Source organism: Shewanella algae (assembly GCF_009183365.2).
GTDB classification, from domain to species: Bacteria; Pseudomonadota; Gammaproteobacteria; order Enterobacterales; family Shewanellaceae; genus Shewanella; species Shewanella algae.
Genome location: NZ_CP068230.1, coordinates 3,148,292 through 3,172,016 on the forward strand (window position 1 = coordinate 3,148,292; position 23,725 = coordinate 3,172,016).

The following is a 23,725-nucleotide window of genomic DNA, read 5'->3' on the forward strand; positions in this document are numbered from 1 at the left end:
GCTACAGCCAAGATGTATCATTAGGTATCAAAACATTTTATTTACAACGCTTACTTTTCAACCAACTGTTAATGCAACGCTTTTGATGAAAAATGTGATGTAGGTAGAATTTCTACTGCACACAAAAATCAAACAAAAAAGGAGCCATTCGGCTCCTTTTTGTCTATTTGCTGTTAATTAACGAGTGCGAGGGCACAGCTCATCAGCAGCAAAGAAGTATGCGATTTCGCGCTCGGCTGATGCCAGAGCATCAGAGCCGTGAACAGCGTTCTCATCGATGCTGTCAGCAAAGTCAGCACGCAGAGTTCCACGGGCAGCTTCAGCAGGATTGGTCGCACCCATGATTTCACGGTTGGCCAGAACGGCGTTTTCACCTTCCAGAACCTGAACCATGATAGGACCAGAAGTCATGAAAGAAACCAGAGCACCAAAGAAAGGACGCTCGCTGTGCTCAGCGTAGAAACCTTCGGCTTGTTCTTTGGTCAGGTGAACCATTTTGGCGGCAACAATTTTCAGGCCGGCAGTTTCAAAACGGTTATAGATAGCACCAATGTGGTTCTTGGCTACCGCATCAGGCTTAATGATAGAAAAAGTACGTTCGATCGCCATGACTAGCTTCCTTAATCAGCGAGTTTTTAAATTTCGCGCGGATTATACGAAATAAATGCGCCAGATCCTAATCCTATCTCGCAAAGCGCCTGGCAAAATCTACCGGGAGGAGGTACACAAAGACTCAATGCCGACGCTTGAGCCAAAGGTAACCGCCGCAGAGACAAACCAAAAGTAATAACAAAGGCATAAACTGAGGAAAATGATGAAACAAGCCAACACCACCATGCCCCGAATGTGCCAGCACGGCCGGAGCAAATAATCCAAAACTACAGGCGAAGAAACGTGACATGACAAACCTCCGAAACCGGCACAACAATTTATTAACCAAGTTAATATAGTTGACTCGTGATGGTGATAATTTGACCGGGATCAGTTTTCTGCCAGAGGGGGTTACTTTTCCTCGATCCAGCATTGCTGCACGGCTTCGAGAATTTTCTCGCTGCAGCGTTTAGGGTCATCATCGAAGGCTTCCAACGCCAATATCCACTCGTAAAGCTCAGGGAAATGCAGTTGCTCTGGATCCACATCAGGATGTGCCTCCAGCAACTCCAAAGCCAAGTCCAATGAATCTATCCACTTGAGTCCCATGGTTACTCCTGCTTCAGATAAGTACTGACTTTGAGTATAGCGCCGCAGTTGAAGCCTTAATAGCCTTGATTGAGACCAAGATCAGGCTTCGCTTGGTGTCTTGCCCTTACGCCTCTGCTTGGCAATAAACTCTATGATGGCGCCGGCAACATCTTTGCCGGTAGCGGCTTCAATCCCTTCGAGTCCGGGTGATGAATTGACCTCCATCACCACGGGTCCATGGTTGGAGCGTAAAATATCCACGCCGGCAACATTCAACCCCATGGTTTTGGCGGCGCGCACCGCGATTGAACGCTCCTCAGGGGACAACTTCACCAAGGTTGCCGTGCCGCCCCGATGCAGATTGGAGCGAAACTCTCCCGGCAGAGCCTGGCGTTTCATGGCGGCAATGACCTTGTCGCCAAGTACAAAACAGCGGATATCGGCCCCTTGGGCCTCCTTGATATATTCCTGTACCATGATGTTGGCCTTGAGGCCCATAAAGGCCTCAATCACACTCTCGGCCGCCTTACGGGTTTCAGCCAGCACCACACCTATCCCCTGAGTGCCCTCCAAGAGTTTAATCACCAAGGGAGCGCCACCGACCATGTCGATAAGATCCGGAATATCGCTGGGCTTATTGGCAAAACCTGTCACAGGCAGTCCTATGCCTTTGCGGGACAGTAACTGCATGGAGCGCAGCTTATCCCGTGAGCGGGAGATCCCCATGGAGCTATTGAGTGTATAGGTAGCCATCATCTCAAACTGACGCACCACAGCCGTGCCGTAGAAAGTAATGCCGGCACCTATTCTCGGGATCACCGCATCGAAGGACGGCAACTCGACGCCCCCGATATGAATACTGGACTGCTGCATACTGATATTCATATAGCATTCCAGCGGATTGATCACCTGCACCTGATAACCCCGTTCCTGGGCGGCCTCCACCAAACGGCGTGTGGAATATAAGGTTTTGTTCTGTGACAAAATTGCAATCTGCATCCAGGTCAGTGTCCCTAAGAGTGAAAAAGACAGCGCATCATACGCCTGCCGTGTTGGAAATCAATCTCTGCACGCCAAGCATAGCAATAAAAAACCGGCCACTTGGGGCCGGTTTTCAAAAGATGTCAGCACTTAACCTTCACTGACCATGTTGACTGTGTATTTGGGGATTTCGACAACCATATCACCTTCAACCACCTTGGCTTGACAGGACAGACGACTTTCAGGCTCCAGGCCCCAAGCTTTGTCCAGCATGTCGTCTTCCAGATCATCGCTTGGCTCAAGCTCATCGAAGCCTTCACGCACTATCACATGACAGGTAGTACAGGCACAGGATTTCTCGCAGGCATGCTCTATGTTGATGCCGTTTTTCAGCGCGACATCCAAAATGGATTCACCCACCTCTGCCTCCACCACGGCGCCTTCAGGACACAGTTCTTCATGGGGCAAAAATACTATCTGTGGCATAGTCTCACCTATATGTTATCGACCGACTGACCCTTCAGTGCGGCCCGAATCGAATTGTCCATGCGTCTGGCGGCAAACTCCTGGGTCTGCGCATCCACCGCTTCTATCGCTGCTTTGATGGCATCAACATCGCCATTGGCAGCGGTTTCACTCAAATCAGCCATGGCGCGGTCAACCAGAGCGCGCTCCTCCTGGCTGAGCAGTTCGCCATCTTTCGCAAGCGCCGAGTGCAGCGATTCCAGTACCCTGGCCGCTTCCACTCGCTGCTCAGTGAGCATTCTCAGCTCAATATCCTCTTTGGCATTCTGCATCGAATCCTTGAGCATTCCGGCAATTTCAGTATCACTCAAACCGAAGGAAGGTTTAACCTGGATGCTGGATTGTACTCCGGTAGACTTCTCCATGGCGGTGACACTGAGCAAGCCATCGGCATCTACCTGGAAGGTCACCCGAATATGCGCGGCGCCTGCAGCCAATGGTGGAATGCCCTTAAGGGTAAAGCGTGCCAGAGAGCGGCAATCGGCCACCAGTTCACGTTCACCTTGCACCACATGAAACGCCATGGCGCTCTGACCGTCTTTGAAGGTGGTAAATTCCTGGGCTCTGGCAACCGGAATGGTGGTGTTACGCGGAATCACCTTCTCCACCAAACCGCCCATGGTTTCAATGCCGAGCGACAACGGGATCACATCCAGCAGCAAGAGATCCGAGTCAGGCTTGTTACCCACCAGAATATCGGCCTGTACCGCAGCGCCTATGGCGACCACGCGATCAGGGTCGATTGACGTCAGCGGCGCCTTGCCAAAGAAGTCACCGACCATTTCCCGCACCAGAGGCACCCGGGTGGAGCCGCCAACCATCACGGTTTCCAGCACCTCGTCAGTATCCACTCCGGCATCACGTAGGGCCTTGCGGCAACCCTGAATGGTTTTCTTCACCAGCGTGTTGATCAACTGGTCAAACTCGCTGCGACTCACCTCGGCTTCACGCTCACTGCCATCTTTCAGTGTCAGCTTAGCAATAGCGCTGTCGCTATCGGTCAATGCTTCTTTTACCCGCCGGGCTTCCATCAGCAACTGCCGCGCTTCCTGGCTTGAAAGCGACTTCAGCGCCATGCGATCACGCAGCAGGCCTTGCAGCAGCTCATCAAAGTCATCACCACCCAGGCGCGAATCGCCACCGGTCGCCAAGACTTCAAATACGCCGCGGTTGAGACGCAAAATAGAGATATCAAAGGTGCCGCCGCCCAAGTCATAGACGGCAATGACGCCTTCCTGTCCCGAGTCCAGGCCATAGGCGATGGCGGCCGCAGTTGGCTCGTTGAGCAGGCGTAACACCTTGATACCGAGCAAAGCTGCCGCATCTTTGGTTCCCTGACGCTGGGCATCATCAAAATAAGCAGGCACTGTGATAACCACGCCTTCCAAAGGCCCGCCCAGGGTAGACTCGGCGCGGGCAATCAGGGGGCGCAATACCTCTGCAGACACCTGAACCGGATTCATCTTACCGGCGCGGGTCACAAACAGAGGCAGACCGTTTTCACTGGCTTCAAACTGATAGGGGAAAGCTTGCTCACCGCTTTGCACATCGGCCAAAGAGCGGCCCATGAAACGCTTCACCGACACTATGGTGTTTTCAGGATCCTTGGCCGAATCGGCCAGGGCATCGTGACCCACACGGACTCCTTGCTCGCCATAGTGCACCACAGATGGTAATGAGTGCCGGCCTTGCTCGTCGGCCAGCGTGCTCGCCTCGCTGCTGCGAACCGCAGCAACTAGGGAGTTGGTAGTACCCAAATCTATCCCTGCGGCCAATCTGTGTTGGTGAGGAGCGGCCATTTGGCCGGGTTCAGCAATCTGCAAAAGTGCCATAGTCTTCCATCTTGTGTTTAAAAAGTTGGCCCAATCAAAAATTGAGCCAACCGTAGGAATATGCTTGAAGGCCGAAGGCGACGTCAGTCGAACAACGCATCCTGGGCCCGCTGCAGTTCATCCTGCAATTTTGCCATAAACTTCAACTTGCGGACTTGATCTGCCGCGGCTATTGCGTCGGCCTCTTTGGAACTGTGAAGTTGGTTACGCAGCAGCTCTGTCACCTGCTTACGGTAAGCCGCAAATGAAACATCGAGCTCATCGATATCGCTCTGGGCATCGCCGCTCTGGCCTATCTCTTCCAGCGCTTCACGCCATTCCATCTGCTGCATCAAAAAGGCGGTGTCTTTAACCGTGGTGGTCTCGTGACTGATATCCACACCTTTGAGCGCCAACATATGTTCGGCCCGACGGATAGGATCTTTCAGGGTCTGAAAGGCGTCGTTTATCTGGGCAGTGCGGGAAATGGCCAGCAGTTTTTGCTGTTCACTGGCGTTGGCAAACTTGTCGGGATGCACCGCCCGCTGCAGATCGCGATAGCGACTGGCCAGCTCGGCGGTGTCCACATCAAAGGAGGGAGTTAAATCAAACAGCTCGAAATAATTCATATACTCTCAGGCAGCGGTGAAACTCAAACCGTGAAGCTCTCACCGCAACCACACTCACCTTTGGCGTTAGGGTTATTGAATTTAAAGCCTTCGTTGAGTCCTTCCTTGACAAAGTCCAGCTCGATCCCCTGAAGATAGATGAAGCTCTTGGCATCTATGATGATGTTGACACCATCTATGTTGTAAACCTCATCATCTTCATTGAGTTCGTCGACAAATTCCAGAACGTAAGCCATCCCGCTGCAGCCTGAAGTCTTAAGCCCCAAGCGCAAACCTATGCCTTTTCCTCTGTTGCTCAGAAAGGCACGGACACGCTCGGCGGCGGCAGGCGTCATAGTAATAGCCATCTTAACTCCTGGCGTTATTTAGCTTGCTTGGACTTGTACTCTTCCAGAGCCGCCTTGATGGCGTCTTCGGCCAGAATAGAACAGTGGATCTTCACAGGTGGCAGAGCCAGCTCTTCTGCAATATCCGTGTTCTTGATGGCAGCCGCTTCCTCGATGGACTTGCCTTTAACCCATTCGGTCACCAAAGAGCTTGATGCGATGGCGCTGCCACAGCCGTAAGTCTTGAAGCGAGCATCTTCAATGATGCCCTGGTCGTCAATCTTGAGCTGCAGTTTCATCACGTCACCACAGGCAGGCGCACCCACCATGCCGGTCACTACGGAGGGGTCGTTCTTGTCGAAAGAACCTACGTTACGCGGGTTCTCGTAATGATCTATCACTTTTTCACTGTAAGCCATGATACTGCTCCAAATTCATCTATCCGCGGGGATCAGTGGTGTGCCCACTGCACCTGGTTGAGGTCCACACCATCTTTGAACATTTCCCAAAGTGGTGACATTTCTCTCAGTTTGCCAATAGAGTTTTTAATGGTTTCGATTGCGTAGTCGATCTCTTCCTCGGAAGTGAAACGACCGATGGAGAAACGAATTGAGCTGTGCGCCATCTCGTCGTTCAGCCCCAGGGCACGCAGCACATAGCTGGGCTCCAGACTGGCAGAAGTACAGGCCGAGCCGGAAGATACGGCCAAGTCCTTGAGCGCCATCATCAGCGACTCGCCTTCCACATAGTTAAAGCTGACGTTCAAGCTGCCGCAGGCACGTTGCTCCATATCGCCATTGAGATAGGTTTCTTCGATATCTTTGATACCGTTCCACAGCTTGTCGCGCAGATAGCGAATACGTTCGTTATCTTTTTCCATATCGGCTTTGGCAATGGCTGCCGCTTCGCCCATACCCACAATTTGGTGAGTCGCCAGGGTGCCGCTGCGCATACCACGCTCATGACCACCGCCGTGCATCTGGGCTTCCAGACGAATACGAGGCTTACGGCGCACATACAGGGCACCTATGCCTTTAGGGCCATACATCTTGTGACCCGAGATAGACATGAGGTCGACCTTGGTCTTTTGAATATCGATAGGCAGTTTACCGGCACTCTGGGCAGCATCCACATGGAAGATGATGCCTTTGCTACGGCACAGTTCGCCGATGGCATCAATATCGTGGATCACGCCAATCTCGTTGTTGACATGCATGATGCTGACAAGAATGGTGTCGTCGCGCATGGCCGCTTCCAGGCGCTCCATGGGAATAATACCGTTGGCCGCAGGTTCCAGGTAAGTGACCTCGAAACCTTCACGCTCCAGCTGACGGCAGGTATCCAGTACGGCCTTATGTTCTGTCTTGCTGGTGATGATGTGCTTACCCTTCTTCTGGTAGAAGTGGGCAACACCTTTGATAGCCAGGTTGTCAGATTCAGTGGCGCCGGAGGTGAACACGATTTCACGGGGATCGGCATTGATCAGCTCCGCGACCTGGTTGCGGGCAATATCCACTGCTTCTTCGGCCTGCCAGCCGTAGCGGTGTGAACGGGATGCGGGGTTACCGAATACACCGTCCATTGTCATGTACTGTACCATTTTGTCTGCAACCCGGGGGTCTACAGGCGTTGTTGCGGCATAATCCAAATAGATAGGAAGCTTCATTACACACTCCGTACTTCGCAGTCTCGGCCGAGGCTACATACAACGTACATTATTCGTTTTTATATCCACCAGAGGATCAGCTCAAGCGCTGACTCTCTGCTCCTGCTGCATCTTATCTTGCTTTACCGAGATGAACTGTACATCCCGTTTCTGCATCAGTGCAGCAAGGCTGATGCCATTTAAAAAGTCAGAAATCTGTTTGCTCAGGTCACCCCAGAGCGAATGCGTCAGACAGCGGGTGCCACTCTGGCAATTCCCCTGTCCCTGACAACGGGTGGCATCGACAGATTCATCCACCGCATGTACCACCATGCCCACCGAGATATCGTTGGCTTCCAGTCCGAGGCGATAACCACCACCGGGACCGCGCACACTGGCGACCAAGCCTTGTTTTCTCAGTTTGGCAAAGAGTTGTTCTAGGTAAGAGAGGGAAATCCCCTGGCGCTCGGAAATATCTGCCAGCGGTACCGGCCCCTGCGCCGAATGTATGGCCACGTCCAGCATGGCTGTCACTGCGTAGCGACCCTTAGATGTAAGTTTCATAAAACGACCACGGCTCCCAAACAGGTATGTGGGAATTTCAACATACCCGAGCAATTTAGTCAAGTATAAATCCTACTTGTTTACTCGGGTATTAGTGGTTCATAAATCAGGTTGAATACCCTGTCTGCTTGGTGGGGTATTTAACCTTTTTCGCCGCGATTATTCAATGGCAAAAGCCCACAAAATAGCCATTAAGTATCAGATTATGGGATCAAACTCATCCATTGCCTGCTGGCGCTTTTCCGCCGCAGCGGTTTCGGCCTCGCTGAACTCGCCCACATCCAACTCAGGCAGGCGCTCGGTGCAAACACTGCCACCCATTTTCTGAACCGCCTGACAGACTTCCTGTACTTTGGAGTCCATCAGATGCATATGGTCCAGCATCTGGCCTATGGCATTGGCAACAGGGTCGGGGTTGTCGGGTGACACGGCGTAGGCGTCAAAACCATATTTCTTGGCCATGGCGCTGCGACGCTCGCTGGTTTCCTTGGACTGAGCCGACGCCACTGTGACAGCCCGGCCAGGAATACCCACAACAGTAGTGTCCTTGGGCACGTCTTTGACCACCACAGAGTTGGAACCAACCCGGGCACCATCATGCATGGTAATGGGGCCCAGCACCTTGGCCCCCGCTCCTATGACCACGTTATTGCCAAGGGTTGGATGACGTTTACCGGCTTGCCAGGTGGTGCCTCCCAAGGTCACGCCGTGATAAAGGGTACAATCATCGCCAATCTCGGCGGTTTCCCCTATTACAACCCCCATGCCGTGGTCGATGAAGAAGCGCCGACCTATCGTTGCGCCCGGGTGTATTTCCACCCCGGTAAGCCAACGGGAAAAGGTGGACAAACAGCGCGCCAGAAAACACCAATTGGCCTTCCATAGCTTATGACTGATACGGTGCAGCCAAATGGCCTGCATACCCGGGTAATTGAGCAATATTTCCAGCGCACCGCGCGCCGCAGGATCCCTATGGTAAATGGACCCTATGTCCTCTTTCAGTCTGGCTATCACACCCATCTTGATTCCTCGGATTACTCTTCTTTGCTGTCGACCTTTTTCTCTACCGATGTCAGGATCCCGCGCAGTATGTTCATCTCCTGCGTTTCGATTCTGGCGCGGGTGAACAGGCGCCGCAGCTTGATCATCACCTGTCCCGGATGATTCTTGATAATAAAGCCGGTTTTTTGCAGTGTCCGTTCCAGATGTTCAAAGAAACGCTCATGATCTTCACTGCTGGGATACTCAACCAGCTCCTGCTCGGCTTGTTGATGCTTCTCCAGCCAAGCCACCCGGGTTTCATAACAGATAAGCTGCACCGCCTGGGCCAGGTTGAGTGAGCTGTATTCCGGGTTGGCGGGGATACACACATGATAGTGGCATTTCTGCAACTCTTCGTTGCTCAGGCCATGGCTTTCACGGCCAAAGACAATGGCGACCGGGCCCTGACTGCTCTCAAGCGCCAATTTACTGCCCGCTTCACGGGGTTCGAGCACGGGCCAGTCGAGAGTGCGGCTGCGGGCACTGGTGGCAATCACCAAGCTGCAGTCTTTAATCGCCTCTTCCAGGCTATCGACCTTGACCAGATGTTTGAGAATGTCGGAGGCACCGGCGGCAAGCGCAATGGACTGGCCATCTGGCTCAACTTTGGGCTCCGCCAGATAAAGGTTGGATAATCCCATTGTTTTCATGGCCCTGGCCACAGAACCTATATTTCCGGGATGCGTGGTACCTACCAGGACGACACGAATATTGGAGAGCATGGAACAACTTCAAAAATAAAAAATCAGGAGGCGGATGGTACCACAGGCACATTTTTTTGCTTATAGAAAAATCGCCATTTGATATAACTGACAACTAGGGTATAATCTGCGCCGAATTTTTGTCCGTTCTTTAACATCCAGGGGATTGCAATGCATCCGATGCTGACTATTGCCGTGCGCGCTGCTCGCGCTGCGGGCCAAACTATTATGCGTGCCTACACCGAACTCGACCGTATTGAAGTCGATGCCAAAGGTGTCAACGATTTTGTGACCAGTGTAGACAAGGAAGCAGAAGCAGCAATTATCTATCAGATCCGCAAGTCCTATCCTGACCACAGCATAGTGGGTGAGGAAAATGGCGAAAACCGCGGCACCAACCAAGATTATCTGTGGATTGTTGATCCTCTGGACGGCACCAATAACTTTGTTAATGGTGTACCTCACTTCGCCGTTTCCATCGCCATGCAGTACAAAGGCAAGACTGAAGTTGCCGTTGTTTATGATCCTGTTCGCGATGAACTGTTCAGCGCCGTACGTGGTAAAGGGGCCAAGCTGAATGATTTCCGTATCCGTGTAAACAATGTCAGCGATCTGGGCGGTAGTCTGGTTGCCACTGGCTTCCCTTTCAAGGCCCGTCAGCATACTGAAACTTATATGAAGCTGTTTGGCGAGACTTTCTCTCTGTGTGCCGACTTGCGCCGCGCCGGCTCAGCTGCGCTGGATCTGGCCTATGTGGCCGCCGGTCGTGTAGACGCCTTCTTCGAACTGGGCCTCAAGCCTTGGGATATCGCTGCCGGCGATCTGATTGTTCGTGAAGCCGGTGGTACAGTTACCGACTTCAGTGGTGGTCACAACTATTTGCTCTCTGGCAATATCGTTGCCGGTGCGCCTAAAGCCACCAGCCTGCTGGTCAAACGCTTCCGTCCCCTGTTGAGCGACGCTCTGAAGTAAGTTATCAGACAAGTGCTTAAGCAAACATTGCAATAGGCTGCTAAGTGCTGAAGTCTGTTGGTAAAAACCGCCTCATGGCGGTTTTTTTACGCCTGAACGCCAAGAAGATAGAGCGGACTTCAATCCGTTCGAGTAAATCAGATTGAATCAAACAGGATTAAATCAATAAGGCTCTTGCCGAGTCAAGCCGGAATAACCAAGGATGGGGATCGTCCCTCAGTCTCTCATACAGATAACTCTTTGGATATATTTACATGCATTTATATTGCACCTTAAAATACCCGAGTACTTTGTTTGGGTATTTAAGGCAAGACTATGAGCAAATCCGGCACTCGCAACACCCGGGGCGGCATCCTCAACATCGATGAACCGGCCAACAAGCAGTTTCCGCTGGCGCTCTTCCGTTTGGGCTTCAGACCTTTTTTTCTCGGCGCCAGCCTGTTCGGCTTGTTATCACTCTTACTTTGGGGAGCGTTACTCAGTGGTCAAGTACCACTGACGCCCCACGCCAACCCTCTGTGGTGGCATGGTCACGAAATGCTGTTCGGCTTCACAGGCGCTGTTATCGCGGGCTTTTTGTTAACAGCAGTTCAAAACTGGACAGGGGTTCCAGGTATAAGAGGCTGGCCATTGCTGCTGCTCTGGTGTCTATGGCTGGCTCCCAGACTACTCTTGCTCGATGCCGGCATAGCCCCTTTTACTTTGGTCATGCTGCTGGATCTGGCATTTTTCCCAGTCACGGCGCTGTTGCTCGGTTTAGCCGTTATTCGGGTCAAACAGTGGCGCAACCTGGTGTTTGTGCCTCTGCTGCTATTGCTCTTCGGTGCCAACCTCCTCTCTTATCTCGGCCTTGAACAGCCCGGATTGGCACAAAAAGCACTGCAAGCCGCAGCGCTGCTGGTCGTTCTCCTGGTGGCCCTGCTGGGTGGCAGGGTGATCCCCTTCTTTACCGAGCGCGCCACCGACTTTAACCGCAAGGCGCCAAACCCTTTACTCGAAGCGCTCAGCTTCGCCTCCTTACCCCTGATGCTTATCAGTCTATTTTTACCCTACCCTTGGCTAACACAAGCATTGTCCTTGCTGGCAGGTGTCTCATTGCTACTGCGCTGGGCGCGTTGGGGCTGGCGCGCCAGTCTCAAGGTACCACTGTTGTGGTCACTGCATTTAAGTTATTTGTTTATTCCGCTCGGACTGTTGATTATCGGTGTCAGTGGCCAGATGATGTTGGGGTTTCATGCCCTGACCGTTGGCGGTATGGGCGGAATGATCCTGGCTATGATGGCGAGGGTATCTTTGGGGCATTCCGGCAGACCGCTGCAGATTGCCTGGCCCATGATACCCGCCTTTGGCTTGATATTACTGGCTGCAATATTGCGGGTTACGGCAGCTATTGTGCCCCAGGTAAGTCAAATCTTGCTGATGGGCGCGATTCTCTGCTGGCTGATGGCATTTGCCACTTTTGTTTTGCTTTACGCACCAATCCTTTGCCGAGCGAGGCTAGATGGCCGCCCCGGTTAAAGGTTCTGTGAAAGCTATCACACAGATTTCGCGGCAGGCAGAAAATTTGCTGATACTATTTAGGAAATGATTTCAGGGAGTTTTCATGGAACTGTATCGCAAATACGGCTCTAAGAGCCTTAAAGCCGTCGAACATCTGGTGTTGATTGTTATTGCCATTGCCACAGTTGTCGCCATTGGCCAGGAGATAGTGCATATCTTCAAAATGGGGGCTGTGGCCCTTGCCGATCTGCTGTTACTGTTTATCTATCTGGAAGTGTTGGCAATGGTGGCCAATTATGCCGAGTCCGGCAAGTTGCCTGTACGTATGCCACTCTATATCGCGATTGTAGCTTTGGCCCGTTACTTAATTTTGGATATGAAGTCGATGGAGGATTGGCGCATAGTAGCCATTTCAATCTCGACCCTGGTACTGGCGGCAACCGTAATAGTGATCCGCTGGGGGCAGTTGAAGATGCCCTACCCCAAGAATCAAGAGTATGACAACTGAATTCAATGAGCCCGGCAAACGCCGGGTTCTTTTTTATCGGCTCGAGATAACCGGCCGCAGTTACCGACAAATCTATGCTATTTTTAAAACACTTATACCATTGCACATGAGAGTTGACTCACTCAGCAAAAATAAAAGCTGTGGTGGCAAATAGGGCAAGAAAGGTTTATCAGGGTAGTTCGACCTTGGCCTTGGATGCATACACGGCAACGAGTGACTCTAACTTAGATAATGCATGGGAAACTGCCGACTATCCATTGAATTAAAGGGGACCGACATGGATGAAAATCTGGATGACTTTATCGAAAGACGCAGATCACTGCGAGTCGATCTGGAGGCGGAGCGGATCAGGCTTCATTGGTTGGATAAAGCGGGCAATGAGCACATTGACGATGGTGTCTGTATCGATCTGTCCAGACGGGGAATTTTGTTTGAATACAGTCAGCCTTTTGCCTTGGGAGAACTGGTATCCGTGACCTTCCATGCCGGAACCGATGCCCAAAACACTGTAAAAGGACAGGTGTGCCGTTGCAGCGAGAGTCATCCAAAGAGTTTTCACATCGCTATGCAACTTATCTAGACTCCGACGCAGTATCCGGGGTGTTCTATACTTTAATTCAACATAAGTACCGAGGACACGGGGAGAAAATTCATGATACTGCTCGTAGGTGGGGAGAAAGGTGGTAGTGGCAAGAGCTGCCTGGCCCAGAATTTGGCTGTACACATTACCCAGAAATATCAGGCCAATGTACTGATGGTCGACTGTGACCCACAGCGCACCACATCCGACTGGATCCAGGCCCGTAACAATGACCCTTCCCTGCCGGCCATCAACTGTATTCAGCTCTACGGCAAGATCCGCAACGATCTCCTGAGTCTCGATGAACGTTTCGACTATGTGATAGTCGACTGTGGCGGTCAGGACAACCTGGCAATGCGCGCCGCCATGTCGGTTGCCAGCTATGTGGTGATCCCCTTGAGGCCCAAGCGGCGCGATTTGAAGACCTTGCCGCATATGGAAGATATGCTCAGCACCTGTAAGATGGTCAATCCCAAGATGGTGGCGACAATTGTACTGACCCAATGCCCGGCCCTGCCCTCACAGTTCAAACGCATTCTTGAAGCCAAGGATGTGGTCAACTCATTCGGTCTCAGGGTGCTGGATTCAGTGACCTTCAGCCGTAACATTTATGATGACAGCGAAGAAAAAGGCTCCTCGGTCATCGAAATTGAGCCCGATGGAAAAGCCGCCGAGGAAATTCGCAATATCGCCGACGAGCTGTTAGCCATTCCGCCGGAAAACTCTTATGAGCTTAACTGATCTCAAACGCCAAAAGATCAAACCCAAGGCAAAGAAGGTCTCTGTCGAGGATTTTATCGAAGATGCCAACAACTATGCCCATGGGAAACCCAGCCGCTTAACCGGGATAGCGGCCGCCAAATCCCAAACGGGTCTGGATAAAAAATCCACCCGTCTCTATCGCCATGCCACTTTTACCTTGACCGAAGCCAGCATCAGCCAGCTGGACAGCATCGCCCGTAAGACAGGTATTGCCAAATCCAGGCTACTGCGGATCTTCATTCGCGACTTTCATAACCTGAGCGATAAAGCCCAGGCCGAAATGATCGCCCGAGATGAGGCAGGCGAAACTCAGTGACGGCAAATTTTGCTCTCAAGGGTGCGCAGCCCCTGAGGTGATTCGATAAATTTGCCCTTGGCGGCCAGGAAGTTGAGCAAGGCGTCGGCATCCATTCCCTCTGCGCTGCAGGTATGATAACGGGCGTCTTTACCGAAACGCTCCTGCATCAGTGCCTTGAGATTGTTCCTCTGAATGGGAGCGGTTTGTTCCAGCAACAACTGCAGCACCTGATGGCCATGTACCGAAGAATTCATGTATCCTCCACAAAATAATGAGTCGCTGCCGATTTTTAACGGATTTTGCTGCAGCATTCCCTGATTTTGCGCAACTTGTTTGTCATTATGGCGGCGGTTTGCTTGCGCAAGAGGAGTTTTCATGTCCCTTATTCTATTGCTGACACAACAGATGAGCCTGTATTTGGTGATTGTTTATCTGGTCAGCAAGACCCCTTTGTTCAAGCTGTTTACTGAGGCATCGACCCGGCTGCCCCATAAGATCTTTCTCTATCTGGTATTTTCCGGCTTTTGCATCATGGCCACTTACTTTGGTGAGCAGACCCATGGTGCCATCGCCAATACCCGCGCCATGGGCGCCGTACTCGGTGGCCTGCTCGGCGGCCCGACAACAGGTTTGCTGGTCGGCCTGACAGGAGGTTTACACAGGTATAGCTTGGGTGGTTTTACCGATCTGGCCTGCGCGGTTTCCACCACCCTGGAAGGTTTATCCGCCGGGATGATCAGCTATTATCTGCGCCGTCAGGGCAAGGCCGAGTTGGTATTCAATCCCATTCTGGTGTGTCTTATCACCTTTTATGCCGAGATGATGCAGATGAGCATTATCCTGCTACTGGCAGAGCCTTTTGATGAAGCCTGGGATTTGGTGCGTCAAATAGCCCCGCCCATGTTGCTGGTCAACTCCATAGGCGCAGCCCTGTTTATGAGCATGGTGCGGGACCAAAAAACCATGTTCGATAAACTCTCGTCCAGTTTCTCTACCAAGGCGCTGAAAATCGCCGAGCGCAGTGTGGGCCTCTTGAGCTCCGGCTTCAACGAGGAAACCAGCACCCAGGTTGCCAAGATAGTCATAGAGGAAACCAGTGTCGGCGCCGTGGCCATCACAGACAGGGAAAAACTCTTGGCCTTTATCGGCATAGGAGCCGATCACCACTTGCCCGGCACCCTGATATCGTCCCAAATAACCCTGGATGCCATACAGCAGAATAAGGTGATGTTTGCCGACGGAGTAGAGGTTCCCTATGCCTGCTCCATCTCCCCCGGTTGTAAATTAGGCTCCAGTTTGGTGATCCCGCTTCGCAGCGACAACGAGGTCATAGGGACCATTAAACTGTATGAACCCAAGAACAAGCTGTTTCTCAATATCAACCGTACTCTGGGGGAAGGTATCGCCCGCCTGCTGTCGAATCAGATTCTCTACGGCCGTTTCGAGCAGCAGCAAAACCTGCTGACCCAGGCCGAGCTCAAACTGTTGCAAGCTCAGGTCAACCCGCATTTCCTGTTCAACGCGCTCAATACCATAGGGGCTATCATTCGTCGCGATCCGCCCATGGCCAGAACCTTGCTGCAACAGCTGAGTCAGTTTTTACGGATTAACCTCAAGCGTACTGCCGGCCTGGTGACCCTGGGAGATGAGCTTGAGCATATCGAAGCCTATCTCACCATAGAAAAAGCCCGTTTCATTGACAAGCTTGAGGTAGATATTGCCATTCCCGAATCTCTACTGGCGATCAGAGTGCCGGCCTTTACCCTGCAACCCATCATAGAAAACGCGGTCAAACACGGCACTTCGCATCTGATAGACACTGGCCGTATTCAGGTAGAAGGCCGCCGCACCGATGACAGACTCATACTGGAAGTCACGGATAATGCAGGGCTCTATCAACCCGCCGAAGAATCCGACGGCCTGGGGATGAACCTGGTGCACAAAAGAATACAGAATCTCTTCGGCACAGATTACGGTGTCAGTGTCGAATGCCGGTGCGACAGTTACACTAGAGTCAGCATACATTTACCCATAACGGAAACAGCCCTGTGATCACTTGCCTTATTGTCGATGACGAACCTTTTGCCCGAGAAGAGTTGGCAGAGCTGCTGCTTCAGGCCGGCGACATTGAAATTCTCGGCCAATGTGGCAACGCCATAGAGGCCATGCAAGCGATAGCCAAGCTCAAGCCTCAATTGCTGTTCCTGGATATTCAAATGCCAAGGATCAGCGGCATGGAGCTTATCGCCATGCTGGATCCCGACAATATGCCCAGAGTGGTGTTTGTTACCGCCTACGATGAATTTGCCGTCAAGGCCTTCGATAACCATGCCTTCGACTATCTGCTCAAACCCCTGGATGAGAAGCGCCTCAGCCAGACCCTGGATAAGCTTCGCCGGGATCTCAGGCCTCAGTCGCTGTCGGCCATAGCGCCGCAACAACTGCAACACCTGCCCTGCTTCAGCGGCAACCGTCTCAAGGTGGTCCCTGTCACCGAGGTGGAGTTTGTCTTCAGCGATCTCAGTGGGGTGCATGTGGCGACCGCCAGGGAGAAGGTTCATACCCAGTTAACACTGAAGCTACTGGAAGAAAAAACCCCGCTGCTCAGATGCCATCGCCAGTATCTGGTGGCGCCCACTGCCATTGCCGAGATAGAACTGCTGGAAACAGGCGCCGAGGTCACCACCCGCAGCGGCGCCAAGATCCCGGTATCGAGACGCTTTCTCAAGCCGCTGAAACAGCTGTTTGGTTACCAGTAAAGCACAAGCTAACAACCGCTCGGCGCCCTAGATAACCGCTCACCCCCGACTTTTGACCGCTGACCCAGTTCCCGCTGGGCCTTGTAACCAAAGTGTTTACAATTGCGTCAACTCAAATCGGGGAGATAACAACTATGATGTGGTTTTTGCTGTGTGTCGGTCTGTTGATCGGCGGCTACTTCATCTACGGTACTTTTGTAGAAAAAATATTCGGGATTAACAATAAAAGACAAACACCCGCCTACGCCCAAACAGATGGTGTCGACTATGTGCCCATGTCCAAGGGCAAAGTCTACCTTATCCAACTGCTGAACATAGCCGGTGTGGGCCCTATTTTCGGCCCTATTCTGGGGGCCCTTTACGGCCCGGCGGCCATGTTGTGGATTGTTATCGGCTGTATCTTTGCCGGTGCCGTGCATGACTACTTCTCCGGCATGCTGTCGGTACGTAACGGCGGTCAGTCAGTGCCTAACCTGGCGGGTAAATACCTTGGCAAAGGCGCCAAGAATTTTATGAACATCTTCGCCATCATACTGCTGTTGTTGGTGGGTGTGGTGTTTATCTCAGCTCCGGCCGGCTTGCTCGGTAAACTCACCGGCGGCAGCGTCGGCCTGTTTGTCGGCATCATCTTTGTTTACTACCTGATTGCCACCATAGTGCCGGTAGACAAAATCATAGGTCGCCTTTATCCCTTCTTCGGCGCCTTGCTGCTGTTCATGTCTGTCGGTTTGACCATAGCCATAGTGCTGTCCAGTGAGCATACTCTGCTGCCGGGCTTTGAAGCCGGTGACTTCCTGCAGAACTTGAATCCGGACAATGCCCCACTGTGGCCGGCGCTCTTCATCACCATCGCCTGTGGTGCCGTTTCAGGTTTCCATGCAACCCAGTCTCCCTTGATGGCCCGCTGTGTTGAAAATGAATCCAATGGCCGCTTCGTGTTCTACGGCGCCATGATAGGCGAAGGTATCATTGCCCTTATCTGGTGTGCGGTGGCCCTGTCTTTCTTCGACGGCGTCGAAGGGCTTAAAGCCGGTATGGACGGCAACCCTGCCAACGTGGTTTACGGTGCTTCAACCGGTCTTCTCGGTGCTGTCGGTGGTTTTATGGCGGTGCTTGGAGTCATCATTCTGCCTATCACTTCCGGCGATACCGCCTTCCGCTCTGCCAGGCTGATCTTGTCTGAGTACTTCAATATGCCTCAGACAGAGATGCCCAAGCGATTGATGCTAGCAATTCCGCTGTTCATCATAGGGGCGATACTGACTCAGGTAGACTTCGGTGTAATTTGGCGCTACTTCGGGGTCGCCAACCAGGCAACAGCGGTAATGATGCTGTGGACAGCCTCGGCCTACCTGCTGCGTCACAACAAGCTGCACTGGATCTGTACCATTCCGGCAATGTTTATGACCACGGTAGTGATAAGCTTCCTGCTCAACTCCAGTACCCTGGGTGCCGGTCTGCCAATGACAGTATCCACCATCAGCGGCATAGTGGTGACCCTGCTGGTAACCGCCCTGGTGATAATAAAGGCCAAAGGCCGTAACGAGGTCGATGAGGTGATCCCTGAAGAGGGTTAAGCTCAGGAAACCTGCATAACCCAAGAGCCGCCCTTTTGAGGCGGCTCTTGTTATTTAAAACAACTCACAGCAACCGAAACAATCACAGCGCCAAGGGCTTCAACACCTTGGGCTCCACCATCACACTGGCACTGTCGTTGCTCAGGTAAATAATCCCGTCGCTGATATTGCAGCCCAGTTTCATTGAGCGGCTGACCAATTGCGCCATCTCCTTCACCTGCTCTTCGGGTATCTCCCACACCTTGAGGTTGGCATAACGGTTAAAGGCATGCTGATTCTGTTGCCACCATATAGGCACGCTGCGGCCACCATAGGCAAACAGCTGCACTTCGCCGGCGCGGCCGCTGGCCTTGCGCAGCCATTTTTCATCGCTCTGGCCAAACTCGACCCACAAACGAATATCACCGTTGAGCTCGCGATCCCACAGTTCAGGCTCATCATCGACACACAAGCCCTTGCTGAAGGCCAAACTGTCAGTGGCATTGAGCGCAAAAGCCAGCAAGCGCACCATCATACGCTCGTCGGTTTCCGACGGATGCTGGGCAATGGTCAGTTGATGATCCTGATAATAATGCCTGTCCATGTCAGCAATACTGAGCTGAACTTTAAAAATACTCGCCTTCAAGGCCATGATAACTTCTCTGTGATAAGGAGGCTGATGCTGCCTCAATAAGGAAATAAAGGGGTTAAATAGCGCCGGGGCGCAAATGTTTGGCGAACGGAAACGCCGCCTTGAGCCTGGCGACTTCGTTTGCGTCGGCAAGACGCAACATCCGCATACCGGCTTGATAGGATGCCAACAGGCCGCTGTCTGCCATGGGCGCAGTACGTGACGCGTCCCGGCGGATAAGCTCCAGCAACTCAGCCGTAGGGGCGGCATCTGTTATCAGGCTGTCTATCCGCTGCAGCATAGGCATCGCGGCCAGCGGCAACAACTGCAGATGACAATCATCTGCCAACAGCAGTAACTCCCCTTGGGCTTCACCTAAGGCAAAGCTCAACTCGAAATTCTCCCGGGTGCTGGCGTCAAACCTGTCACCATTGAGCTTAAAGAAATGCTCCCAGAAGCGCCGCCTGGCATCCACCGAAGGCAGGCGCTGCTGCACTTCCTCTCTGTGCTCGGCGATAAAATCCAGCAAAGGGCTGAGGCTTGGCGGCAGCAGAGTTTCAAGTTTGGCTCGCAAGTCTCTTGCAAACACAGGCGCGGCGCCTGCTGTGCTGATAGCCATTACCAGTCGCCCTCTATCGACGATTGAGGGGGTGATAAAATCACACTCGGATGGGGTGTCGACCACATTGACCCATACGCCAAGCTCGCGTGCCTTGGACGCCAGGGTTTGGTTCAGATGACTGTCGGCTGTAGCCAGATAAACCAGCTCTCGCTCGGCAAGATCCCGCTCCTCTGCGCATCGGCGCGACAGCCAAATTCGGCCGCTGGCCGCATAGGCTTCCACCTCGGCGCTCACCTTGGGCGCCACAACGTGAATTTCGGCTTCGGTTCTGGCCAAGAGATCCAGTTTGCGGCTGGCCACTTCACCGGCACCGACCAGCAGCACTCTTATCCGCGATGTATCAACAAAAAGGGGAAAATATTGCATTAATCCTGTACCAAAGGCAGTTCGTGGGCGCACCAGGCTCGATAACCACCGGCAAGCGAGGCCACATTTCGGTATCCCAGCTGTTGCAGGCTCAGTGCTGCCAATAAGGCGCGTTGCCCACCGCCACTATAGAGTAACAGTGCGGCCGACTTGTCCGGAAATCGCTTGGCAATATCACGCTCCAGTATGCCGCGGGACAAGTGTTTGGCCAGCGGCAGACGATCTATGAGCCACTCATGATCTTCACGTACATCGATGAGTTGCCAACCGTCGTCCTGCTGATACTCTTCAATGCTCAGCTCACGGACCTGGCCTCTTGCCTGTTCGACCAAGGCCATAAAATCAAGGCTGTTTGTCATTTGCCACTCTCCGGCTGTGCCAGCGATAACTTAATTATGGCACTCGCTGCGTTCGGCGCTGCACTGCCAACAGAGCTCAAAACTGGCATCGTTGAATTCATGACATTGCAGGCACTGCCACTGGGGTCTATCGGCATTGAGACTGGCCAGCTGCGATTGAGCCTGCTCCTGCTGAGATTCCGGGACCCAAAGTTCAACGGTTTGCATATCAACCGGCAACTCTCCCACACCGCCCAGCAGAGCTTCACCACGCAGTTCGACCCTCAATCCTGAGGTCTCAAGCATTCCCTTCCAGGTATGAGCCTGCAGCAGATTACCACCGGCTACCATGACTTTTCGTTCTTCCATGTTTCTTCCGACAACTTTAGGCTCTGCCGCAGCAGAGAAATTAAGGAATGGATCCTGTGGAAGGATCCGCTGCCCATGCTACTGATAAACGCCTGGACTGTCGAGTGACAGAATTAAGTGAATTTACTTTTTGATAACAAAACTGCAAATCTACACCAAAAACTGATTGGGGAGCCTGACTTCAAAATCGTTTCCAGCTATCCAGACACAAAAAAGCCACCCGCGGGTGGCTTTCTCAACTTGGGTTTATCAGGGCATCAGCGAGGGCTGATCGGCGCCTTCTTTCTCTACTTCCACCGGCATCATATGCTCACGATTGATCCCAAGCTTAATTGCCAGGAAGCTCGCCACATAGATGGAGGAGTAAGTACCCACCAAAATCCCCATCAGCAATGCCGTGGCAAAGCCATGGATCAGAGTGCCGCCCTTGAGGAACAGCGCAACCACAGTAATAAGCGTGGTTCCGGTGGTGATAATGGTACGGCTCATGGTCTGGGTGATTGAGGTATTCACCACTTCCACAGGTGTTGCCTTACGCATCTTGAGGAAGTTCTCACGGATACGGTCAAACACCACGATAGTATCGTTGAGCGAGTAACCCACCACGGTCAGCAAGCCTGCCAGTACCGTCAGGTCAAACTCCAACTGCAGGAAGGAGAACAAGCCCAGTGTCACTATCACGTCGTGCGCCAATGCGGCAACCGAGCCCATGGCCAGACGCCACTCGAACCGGAAAGAGACGTAGATAAGAATACAGATAAGCGCAACCAGTACCGCCAGGCCGCCCTGCTCTGCCAATTCCTTACCGACCTGAGGGCCGACAAACTCTACACTCTTTTGCTGCACAGCCGGGTCTTGTTTGGCTGCAGCGGCGAAGACTTCCTTGACCTGAAGGTCGCTCTTGATGCCTTCTCGCACCTGCAGGCGCACTACCACATCGCGGCTGGAGCCGAAGTTCTGTACCACGGCGCCCGAGGTCAGCTCAGTGTCCAGGGCAAGACGCAGCTCGTCCAGGTTAGCGGGTTTGCTGAATTCCATGATGACAGAGGTGCCACCGGTGAAATCCAGTCCCCAGTTGATCCCCTTGGTTGCCAGGGAAGCCAGGGAAGCCACTACCAGCACTGCCGACATAATACTGATGGGCAGAGCGTGACGCAGGAAGTTGATAGAGCCTTTAAATGATAAAATCTGCAACATAATCAGCTTCCTCAGATCGACAGTTTTTTCACGCGCTTTCCGCCCCACATGGCGTTTACAATCGCCCGGGTGCCGACAATAGCGGTAAACATGGATGTCGCGATACCTATCATCAGGGTCACGGCGAAGCCTTTAATGGCGCCGCTGCCCACTGCGAACAGGATAAGTGCGGTGATGAAGGTGGTAATGTTGGCATCGGCAATGGTGGAGAACGCGTTGCCATAACCTTCATGAATAGCCTGCTGAACACTGCGACCTGCGCGAAGCTCCTCACGGATACGCTCATAGATAAGCACGTTGCCATCCACCGCCATACCCACTGTCAGCACCATACCGGCGATACCCGGCAGAGTCAGTACTGCGCCCGGGATCATCGACATCACACCAACAACCATGATCAGGTTGGCACACAGCGCCAGGTTGGCAATAACACCAAAGGCGCGGTAGTAGATCAGCATGAAGATCAATACCACTGCCATACCCCAGAGCATCGCCTGCATCCCATTTTCAATGTTTTCGGCACCCAGGCTTGGGCCTATGGTGCGTTCTTCCACTATGGATACAGGTGCAATCAGCGCGCCGGCACGCAGCAGCAACGCCAGGTTCTGGGCTTCACCATGAGACAGACCCGTGATAACAAAGTTACGGCCGAGGCGAGCCTGAATGGTTGCGACAGAGATCACTTCCTCTATCTTATCCATCTTCACGCTTCCGTCAGGGTTACGCTTGCCGCTGTCCTTATACTCGATGAACAGGGTCGCCATCGGTTTGCCGATGTTGTCCTTGGTCACGTTGGAGAAGATACTGCCGCCCTTGGCGTCTAGGCTGATACTCACCTGAGGCCGGCTGTATTGGTCAAAGCTTGGCTGAGCGCCGGTAATATGATCACCGGTCAGCATCACTTCTTTCTTCAATACGGCAATACCGCCTTCACGACGAGGATACACCTCGGAACCGGGTGGTACCCGTCCCGATTGCGCCGCGTTCATGTCGGCTTTCTCATCGACCATATGGAATTCAATGGAAGCGGTCGCCCCGAGGATCTCTTTGGCGCGAGCCGTATCCTGTACCCCAGGCAGTTCAACGATAATGCGCTCGGCGCCTTGACGTTGTACTACGGGTTCAGCAACCCCAAGTTCGTTCACCCGGTTACGAATAGTGGTGATGTTCTGCGACAGAGCGTCTTCTTTCACCTGCTTGAGGTAGACTTCGCTCATGGTGGCCATCAGGGCAAAGTTGCTGCCCTCGCTGGCATCGCTGAATACCATATCGTTGGAGCGACTTTTGAGGAAACTCTCGGCCTTGGCCAGGTTCTCGGCATCGCGGAACTTGATCTCAATACCTTTGGCCGTAGCCTTGACACCCGAGTAGCGGATCCCCTCTTCCCGCAGCTGACTGCGGAAATCGGCGATCTTGGCTTCTTCCATCTTGCGAATGGCTTCGCCCATGTCCACTTCCATCAGGAAGTGCACACCACCACGAAGGTCAAGACCCAGTTTCATCGGTGAACCACCGAGAGACTCGAGCCAAGCCGGTGTGGCCGGTGCCAGGTTCAACGCCACGCTGAACTTGTCACCCAAGGCTTCGGCTATCGCTTCTTTGGCCAACAACTGCTGTTCGGCATTGTTGACTCTGACGAGTAACTGACCGTTTTCCAACTCGGAACGCTTGACACCTATCCCCTTGCTTTGCAGCAAGTCGTTAACCTGTGTCTGGGTAGTGACAGTCACATCCGCACCGCGGGTGCCCACCACTTGTACCGCGTGATCCTCACCAAAGAGGTTAGGTACGGCATAGAAAGCCCCGATGGCGATGATAATCACCACCATCAGGTTCTTCCATAAAGGATACTTATTTAACAC

Annotated in this window: 28 protein-coding genes; 9 read left to right on the forward strand and 19 right to left on the reverse strand. The window is 52.8% G+C overall.

Features of this window, described 5'->3' with window-relative positions:
• Window positions 1-177: 177 nt before the first annotated feature.
• From ndk to trmJ, 12 genes are all read right to left on the reverse strand, one after another.
• The gene (gene ndk / locus E1N14_RS14090) at window positions 178-609 is read right to left on the reverse strand and encodes a nucleoside-diphosphate kinase (protein ID WP_025011497.1); all 432 of its coding nucleotides are present in this window, start codon (window positions 607-609) and stop codon (window positions 178-180) included.
• Window positions 610-1,002: 393 nt separating this feature from the next.
• The gene (iscX, locus tag E1N14_RS14095) at window positions 1,003-1,200 is read right to left on the reverse strand and encodes a Fe-S cluster assembly protein IscX (protein WP_025011496.1); all 198 of its coding nucleotides are present in this window, start codon (window positions 1,198-1,200) and stop codon (window positions 1,003-1,005) included.
• 81 nt (window positions 1,201-1,281) lie between these two features.
• Entirely contained in the window at window positions 1,282-2,181 is a 900-nt protein-coding gene (rimK, locus tag E1N14_RS14100; RefSeq protein WP_025011495.1) for a 30S ribosomal protein S6--L-glutamate ligase, read from the reverse strand.
• A 132-nt stretch (window positions 2,182-2,313) separates the two neighbouring features.
• Window positions 2,314-2,649, reverse strand: coding sequence for an ISC system 2Fe-2S type ferredoxin (fdx, locus tag E1N14_RS14105; protein ID WP_025011494.1), 336 nt, complete (start codon window positions 2,647-2,649; stop codon window positions 2,314-2,316).
• 8 nt (window positions 2,650-2,657) lie between these two features.
• On the reverse strand, window positions 2,658-4,520 hold the full coding sequence (gene hscA / locus E1N14_RS14110; RefSeq protein ID WP_062793808.1) for a Fe-S protein assembly chaperone HscA: 1,863 nt from the start codon (window positions 4,518-4,520) through the stop codon (window positions 2,658-2,660).
• A gap of 83 nt (window positions 4,521-4,603) precedes the next feature.
• Window positions 4,604-5,128 (reverse strand): co-chaperone HscB, encoded by a 525-nt coding sequence (gene hscB / locus E1N14_RS14115; protein WP_025011493.1) that lies wholly within the window; start codon window positions 5,126-5,128, stop codon window positions 4,604-4,606.
• Window positions 5,129-5,151: 23 nt separating this feature from the next.
• The gene (iscA, locus tag E1N14_RS14120) at window positions 5,152-5,475 is read right to left on the reverse strand and encodes an iron-sulfur cluster assembly protein IscA (protein WP_025011492.1); all 324 of its coding nucleotides are present in this window, start codon (window positions 5,473-5,475) and stop codon (window positions 5,152-5,154) included.
• 14 nt (window positions 5,476-5,489) lie between these two features.
• A complete protein-coding gene (gene iscU, locus E1N14_RS14125; RefSeq protein ID WP_025011491.1) occupies window positions 5,490-5,873 on the reverse strand; it encodes a Fe-S cluster assembly scaffold IscU in 384 nt (127 codons plus the stop codon).
• Between the two features lie 32 nt (window positions 5,874-5,905).
• Window positions 5,906-7,120, reverse strand: coding sequence for an IscS subfamily cysteine desulfurase (locus tag E1N14_RS14130; protein ID WP_025011490.1), 1,215 nt, complete (start codon window positions 7,118-7,120; stop codon window positions 5,906-5,908).
• Window positions 7,121-7,201: 81 nt separating this feature from the next.
• Window positions 7,202-7,663 carry a Fe-S cluster assembly transcriptional regulator IscR gene (gene iscR, locus E1N14_RS14135; RefSeq protein WP_025011489.1) on the reverse strand — a complete coding sequence of 154 codons (462 nt, stop codon included), beginning with the start codon at window positions 7,661-7,663 and terminating at the stop codon, window positions 7,202-7,204.
• Window positions 7,664-7,861: 198 nt separating this feature from the next.
• Window positions 7,862-8,683: a serine O-acetyltransferase gene (cysE, locus tag E1N14_RS14140; protein WP_025011488.1), complete on the reverse strand. Its 822-nt coding sequence runs from the start codon at window positions 8,681-8,683 to the stop codon at window positions 7,862-7,864.
• 14 nt (window positions 8,684-8,697) lie between these two features.
• The gene (gene trmJ / locus E1N14_RS14145; protein ID WP_025889458.1) at window positions 8,698-9,426 is read right to left on the reverse strand and encodes a tRNA (cytosine(32)/uridine(32)-2'-O)-methyltransferase TrmJ; all 729 of its coding nucleotides are present in this window, start codon (window positions 9,424-9,426) and stop codon (window positions 8,698-8,700) included.
• Window positions 9,427-9,576: 150 nt separating this feature from the next.
• Between trmJ and suhB the strand changes: the two genes are divergently transcribed.
• The 6 genes from suhB (at window position 9,577) to E1N14_RS14175 (ending at window position 14,043) form a co-directional block, all read left to right on the forward strand.
• On the forward strand, window positions 9,577-10,377 hold the full coding sequence (suhB, locus tag E1N14_RS14150) for an inositol-1-monophosphatase (protein WP_025011487.1): 801 nt from the start codon (window positions 9,577-9,579) through the stop codon (window positions 10,375-10,377).
• A gap of 351 nt (window positions 10,378-10,728) precedes the next feature.
• Window positions 10,729-11,895, forward strand: coding sequence for an NnrS family protein (locus E1N14_RS14155; protein WP_025011486.1), 1,167 nt, complete (start codon window positions 10,729-10,731; stop codon window positions 11,893-11,895).
• An 85-nt stretch (window positions 11,896-11,980) separates the two neighbouring features.
• Entirely contained in the window at window positions 11,981-12,385 is a 405-nt protein-coding gene (locus E1N14_RS14160; protein WP_028781034.1) for a phosphate-starvation-inducible protein PsiE, read from the forward strand.
• 277 nt (window positions 12,386-12,662) lie between these two features.
• The gene (locus tag E1N14_RS14165) at window positions 12,663-12,965 is read left to right on the forward strand and encodes a PilZ domain-containing protein (protein ID WP_025011485.1); all 303 of its coding nucleotides are present in this window, start codon (window positions 12,663-12,665) and stop codon (window positions 12,963-12,965) included.
• A 72-nt stretch (window positions 12,966-13,037) separates the two neighbouring features.
• Window positions 13,038-13,706, forward strand: coding sequence for an AAA family ATPase (locus E1N14_RS14170; RefSeq protein WP_025011484.1), 669 nt, complete (start codon window positions 13,038-13,040; stop codon window positions 13,704-13,706).
• Window positions 13,693-14,043: a hypothetical protein gene (locus E1N14_RS14175; RefSeq protein WP_025011483.1), complete on the forward strand. Its 351-nt coding sequence runs from the start codon at window positions 13,693-13,695 to the stop codon at window positions 14,041-14,043. The genes E1N14_RS14170 and E1N14_RS14175 overlap by 14 nt, the downstream gene beginning before the upstream one ends.
• Here the strand turns inward: E1N14_RS14175 and E1N14_RS14180 are convergent.
• Window positions 14,037-14,279, reverse strand: coding sequence for a YecH family metal-binding protein (locus E1N14_RS14180; protein ID WP_025011482.1), 243 nt, complete (start codon window positions 14,277-14,279; stop codon window positions 14,037-14,039). The two genes, E1N14_RS14175 and E1N14_RS14180, sit on opposite strands and share 7 nt — an antisense overlap.
• A gap of 121 nt (window positions 14,280-14,400) precedes the next feature.
• On the opposite strand from E1N14_RS14180, the gene E1N14_RS14185 reads away from it, so the two are divergent.
• From E1N14_RS14185 to E1N14_RS14195, 3 genes are all read left to right on the forward strand, one after another.
• Window positions 14,401-16,077, forward strand: coding sequence for a sensor histidine kinase (locus tag E1N14_RS14185; protein ID WP_025011481.1), 1,677 nt, complete (start codon window positions 14,401-14,403; stop codon window positions 16,075-16,077).
• Window positions 16,074-16,784, forward strand: a complete 711-nt coding sequence (gene btsR / locus E1N14_RS14190) for a two-component system response regulator BtsR (protein WP_025011480.1) — start codon at window positions 16,074-16,076, stop codon at window positions 16,782-16,784. Before E1N14_RS14185 ends, btsR begins: the two co-directional genes overlap by 4 nt.
• A gap of 134 nt (window positions 16,785-16,918) precedes the next feature.
• Window positions 16,919-18,361 carry a carbon starvation CstA family protein gene (locus E1N14_RS14195; protein ID WP_025011479.1) on the forward strand — a complete coding sequence of 481 codons (1,443 nt, stop codon included), beginning with the start codon at window positions 16,919-16,921 and terminating at the stop codon, window positions 18,359-18,361.
• 82 nt (window positions 18,362-18,443) lie between these two features.
• Here E1N14_RS14195 and E1N14_RS14200 read toward each other — a convergent pair whose 3' ends face one another.
• The 6 genes from E1N14_RS14200 to secD form a co-directional block, all read right to left on the reverse strand.
• Window positions 18,444-18,992, reverse strand: a complete 549-nt coding sequence (locus tag E1N14_RS14200; RefSeq protein ID WP_025011478.1) for a YaeQ family protein — start codon at window positions 18,990-18,992, stop codon at window positions 18,444-18,446.
• Between the two features lie 55 nt (window positions 18,993-19,047).
• Window positions 19,048-19,959, reverse strand: coding sequence for a precorrin-2 dehydrogenase/sirohydrochlorin ferrochelatase family protein (locus E1N14_RS14205; RefSeq protein WP_025011477.1), 912 nt, complete (start codon window positions 19,957-19,959; stop codon window positions 19,048-19,050).
• Window positions 19,959-20,318, reverse strand: coding sequence for a rhodanese-like domain-containing protein (locus E1N14_RS14210; RefSeq protein WP_025011476.1), 360 nt, complete (start codon window positions 20,316-20,318; stop codon window positions 19,959-19,961). The genes E1N14_RS14205 and E1N14_RS14210 overlap by 1 nt, the downstream gene beginning before the upstream one ends.
• A gap of 30 nt (window positions 20,319-20,348) precedes the next feature.
• On the reverse strand, window positions 20,349-20,666 hold the full coding sequence (locus E1N14_RS14215; protein ID WP_025011475.1) for a putative signal transducing protein: 318 nt from the start codon (window positions 20,664-20,666) through the stop codon (window positions 20,349-20,351).
• A gap of 249 nt (window positions 20,667-20,915) precedes the next feature.
• Window positions 20,916-21,863, reverse strand: a complete 948-nt coding sequence (gene secF, locus E1N14_RS14220; RefSeq protein ID WP_028781039.1) for a protein translocase subunit SecF — start codon at window positions 21,861-21,863, stop codon at window positions 20,916-20,918.
• Between the two features lie 11 nt (window positions 21,864-21,874).
• Window positions 21,875-23,725, reverse strand: a complete 1,851-nt coding sequence (gene secD / locus E1N14_RS14225) for a protein translocase subunit SecD (protein ID WP_044734800.1) — start codon at window positions 23,723-23,725, stop codon at window positions 21,875-21,877.

What these genes read in the sequence shown, in the direction of transcription:
- E1N14_RS14130 (WP_025011490.1), bottom strand. Translation starts at nt 7,120, where the DNA reads ATGAAGCTTCCTATCTATTTGGATTATGCCGCAACAACGCCTGTAGAC.
- E1N14_RS14165 (WP_025011485.1), top strand. Translation starts at nt 12,663, where the DNA reads ATGGATGAAAATCTGGATGACTTTATCGAAAGACGCAGATCACTGCGA.
- E1N14_RS14180 (WP_025011482.1), bottom strand. Translation starts at nt 14,279, where the DNA reads ATGAATTCTTCGGTACATGGCCATCAGGTGCTGCAGTTGTTGCTGGAA.
- suhB (WP_025011487.1), top strand. Translation starts at nt 9,577, where the DNA reads ATGCATCCGATGCTGACTATTGCCGTGCGCGCTGCTCGCGCTGCGGGC.
- secF (WP_028781039.1), bottom strand. Translation starts at nt 21,863, where the DNA reads ATGTTGCAGATTTTATCATTTAAAGGCTCTATCAACTTCCTGCGTCAC.
- E1N14_RS14185 (WP_025011481.1), top strand. Translation starts at nt 14,401, where the DNA reads ATGTCCCTTATTCTATTGCTGACACAACAGATGAGCCTGTATTTGGTG.
- trmJ (WP_025889458.1), bottom strand. Translation starts at nt 9,426, where the DNA reads ATGCTCTCCAATATTCGTGTCGTCCTGGTAGGTACCACGCATCCCGGA.
- rimK (WP_025011495.1), bottom strand. Translation starts at nt 2,181, where the DNA reads ATGCAGATTGCAATTTTGTCACAGAACAAAACCTTATATTCCACACGC.
- E1N14_RS14200 (WP_025011478.1), bottom strand. Translation starts at nt 18,992, where the DNA reads ATGGCCTTGAAGGCGAGTATTTTTAAAGTTCAGCTCAGTATTGCTGAC.
- fdx (WP_025011494.1), bottom strand. Translation starts at nt 2,649, where the DNA reads ATGCCACAGATAGTATTTTTGCCCCATGAAGAACTGTGTCCTGAAGGC.
- cysE (WP_025011488.1), bottom strand. Translation starts at nt 8,683, where the DNA reads ATGGGTGTGATAGCCAGACTGAAAGAGGACATAGGGTCCATTTACCAT.
- E1N14_RS14170 (WP_025011484.1), top strand. Translation starts at nt 13,038, where the DNA reads ATGATACTGCTCGTAGGTGGGGAGAAAGGTGGTAGTGGCAAGAGCTGC.
- E1N14_RS14195 (WP_025011479.1), top strand. Translation starts at nt 16,919, where the DNA reads ATGATGTGGTTTTTGCTGTGTGTCGGTCTGTTGATCGGCGGCTACTTC.
- iscA (WP_025011492.1), bottom strand. Translation starts at nt 5,475, where the DNA reads ATGGCTATTACTATGACGCCTGCCGCCGCCGAGCGTGTCCGTGCCTTT.
- iscX (WP_025011496.1), bottom strand. Translation starts at nt 1,200, where the DNA reads ATGGGACTCAAGTGGATAGATTCATTGGACTTGGCTTTGGAGTTGCTG.
- E1N14_RS14205 (WP_025011477.1), bottom strand. Translation starts at nt 19,959, where the DNA reads ATGCAATATTTTCCCCTTTTTGTTGATACATCGCGGATAAGAGTGCTG.
- hscB (WP_025011493.1), bottom strand. Translation starts at nt 5,128, where the DNA reads ATGAATTATTTCGAGCTGTTTGATTTAACTCCCTCCTTTGATGTGGAC.
- E1N14_RS14160 (WP_028781034.1), top strand. Translation starts at nt 11,981, where the DNA reads ATGGAACTGTATCGCAAATACGGCTCTAAGAGCCTTAAAGCCGTCGAA.
- E1N14_RS14175 (WP_025011483.1), top strand. Translation starts at nt 13,693, where the DNA reads ATGAGCTTAACTGATCTCAAACGCCAAAAGATCAAACCCAAGGCAAAG.
- E1N14_RS14215 (WP_025011475.1), bottom strand. Translation starts at nt 20,666, where the DNA reads ATGGAAGAACGAAAAGTCATGGTAGCCGGTGGTAATCTGCTGCAGGCT.
- iscU (WP_025011491.1), bottom strand. Translation starts at nt 5,873, where the DNA reads ATGGCTTACAGTGAAAAAGTGATAGATCATTACGAGAACCCGCGTAAC.
- E1N14_RS14210 (WP_025011476.1), bottom strand. Translation starts at nt 20,318, where the DNA reads ATGACAAACAGCCTTGATTTTATGGCCTTGGTCGAACAGGCAAGAGGC.
- iscR (WP_025011489.1), bottom strand. Translation starts at nt 7,663, where the DNA reads ATGAAACTTACATCTAAGGGTCGCTACGCAGTGACAGCCATGCTGGAC.
- ndk (WP_025011497.1), bottom strand. Translation starts at nt 609, where the DNA reads ATGGCGATCGAACGTACTTTTTCTATCATTAAGCCTGATGCGGTAGCC.
- hscA (WP_062793808.1), bottom strand. Translation starts at nt 4,520, where the DNA reads ATGGCACTTTTGCAGATTGCTGAACCCGGCCAAATGGCCGCTCCTCAC.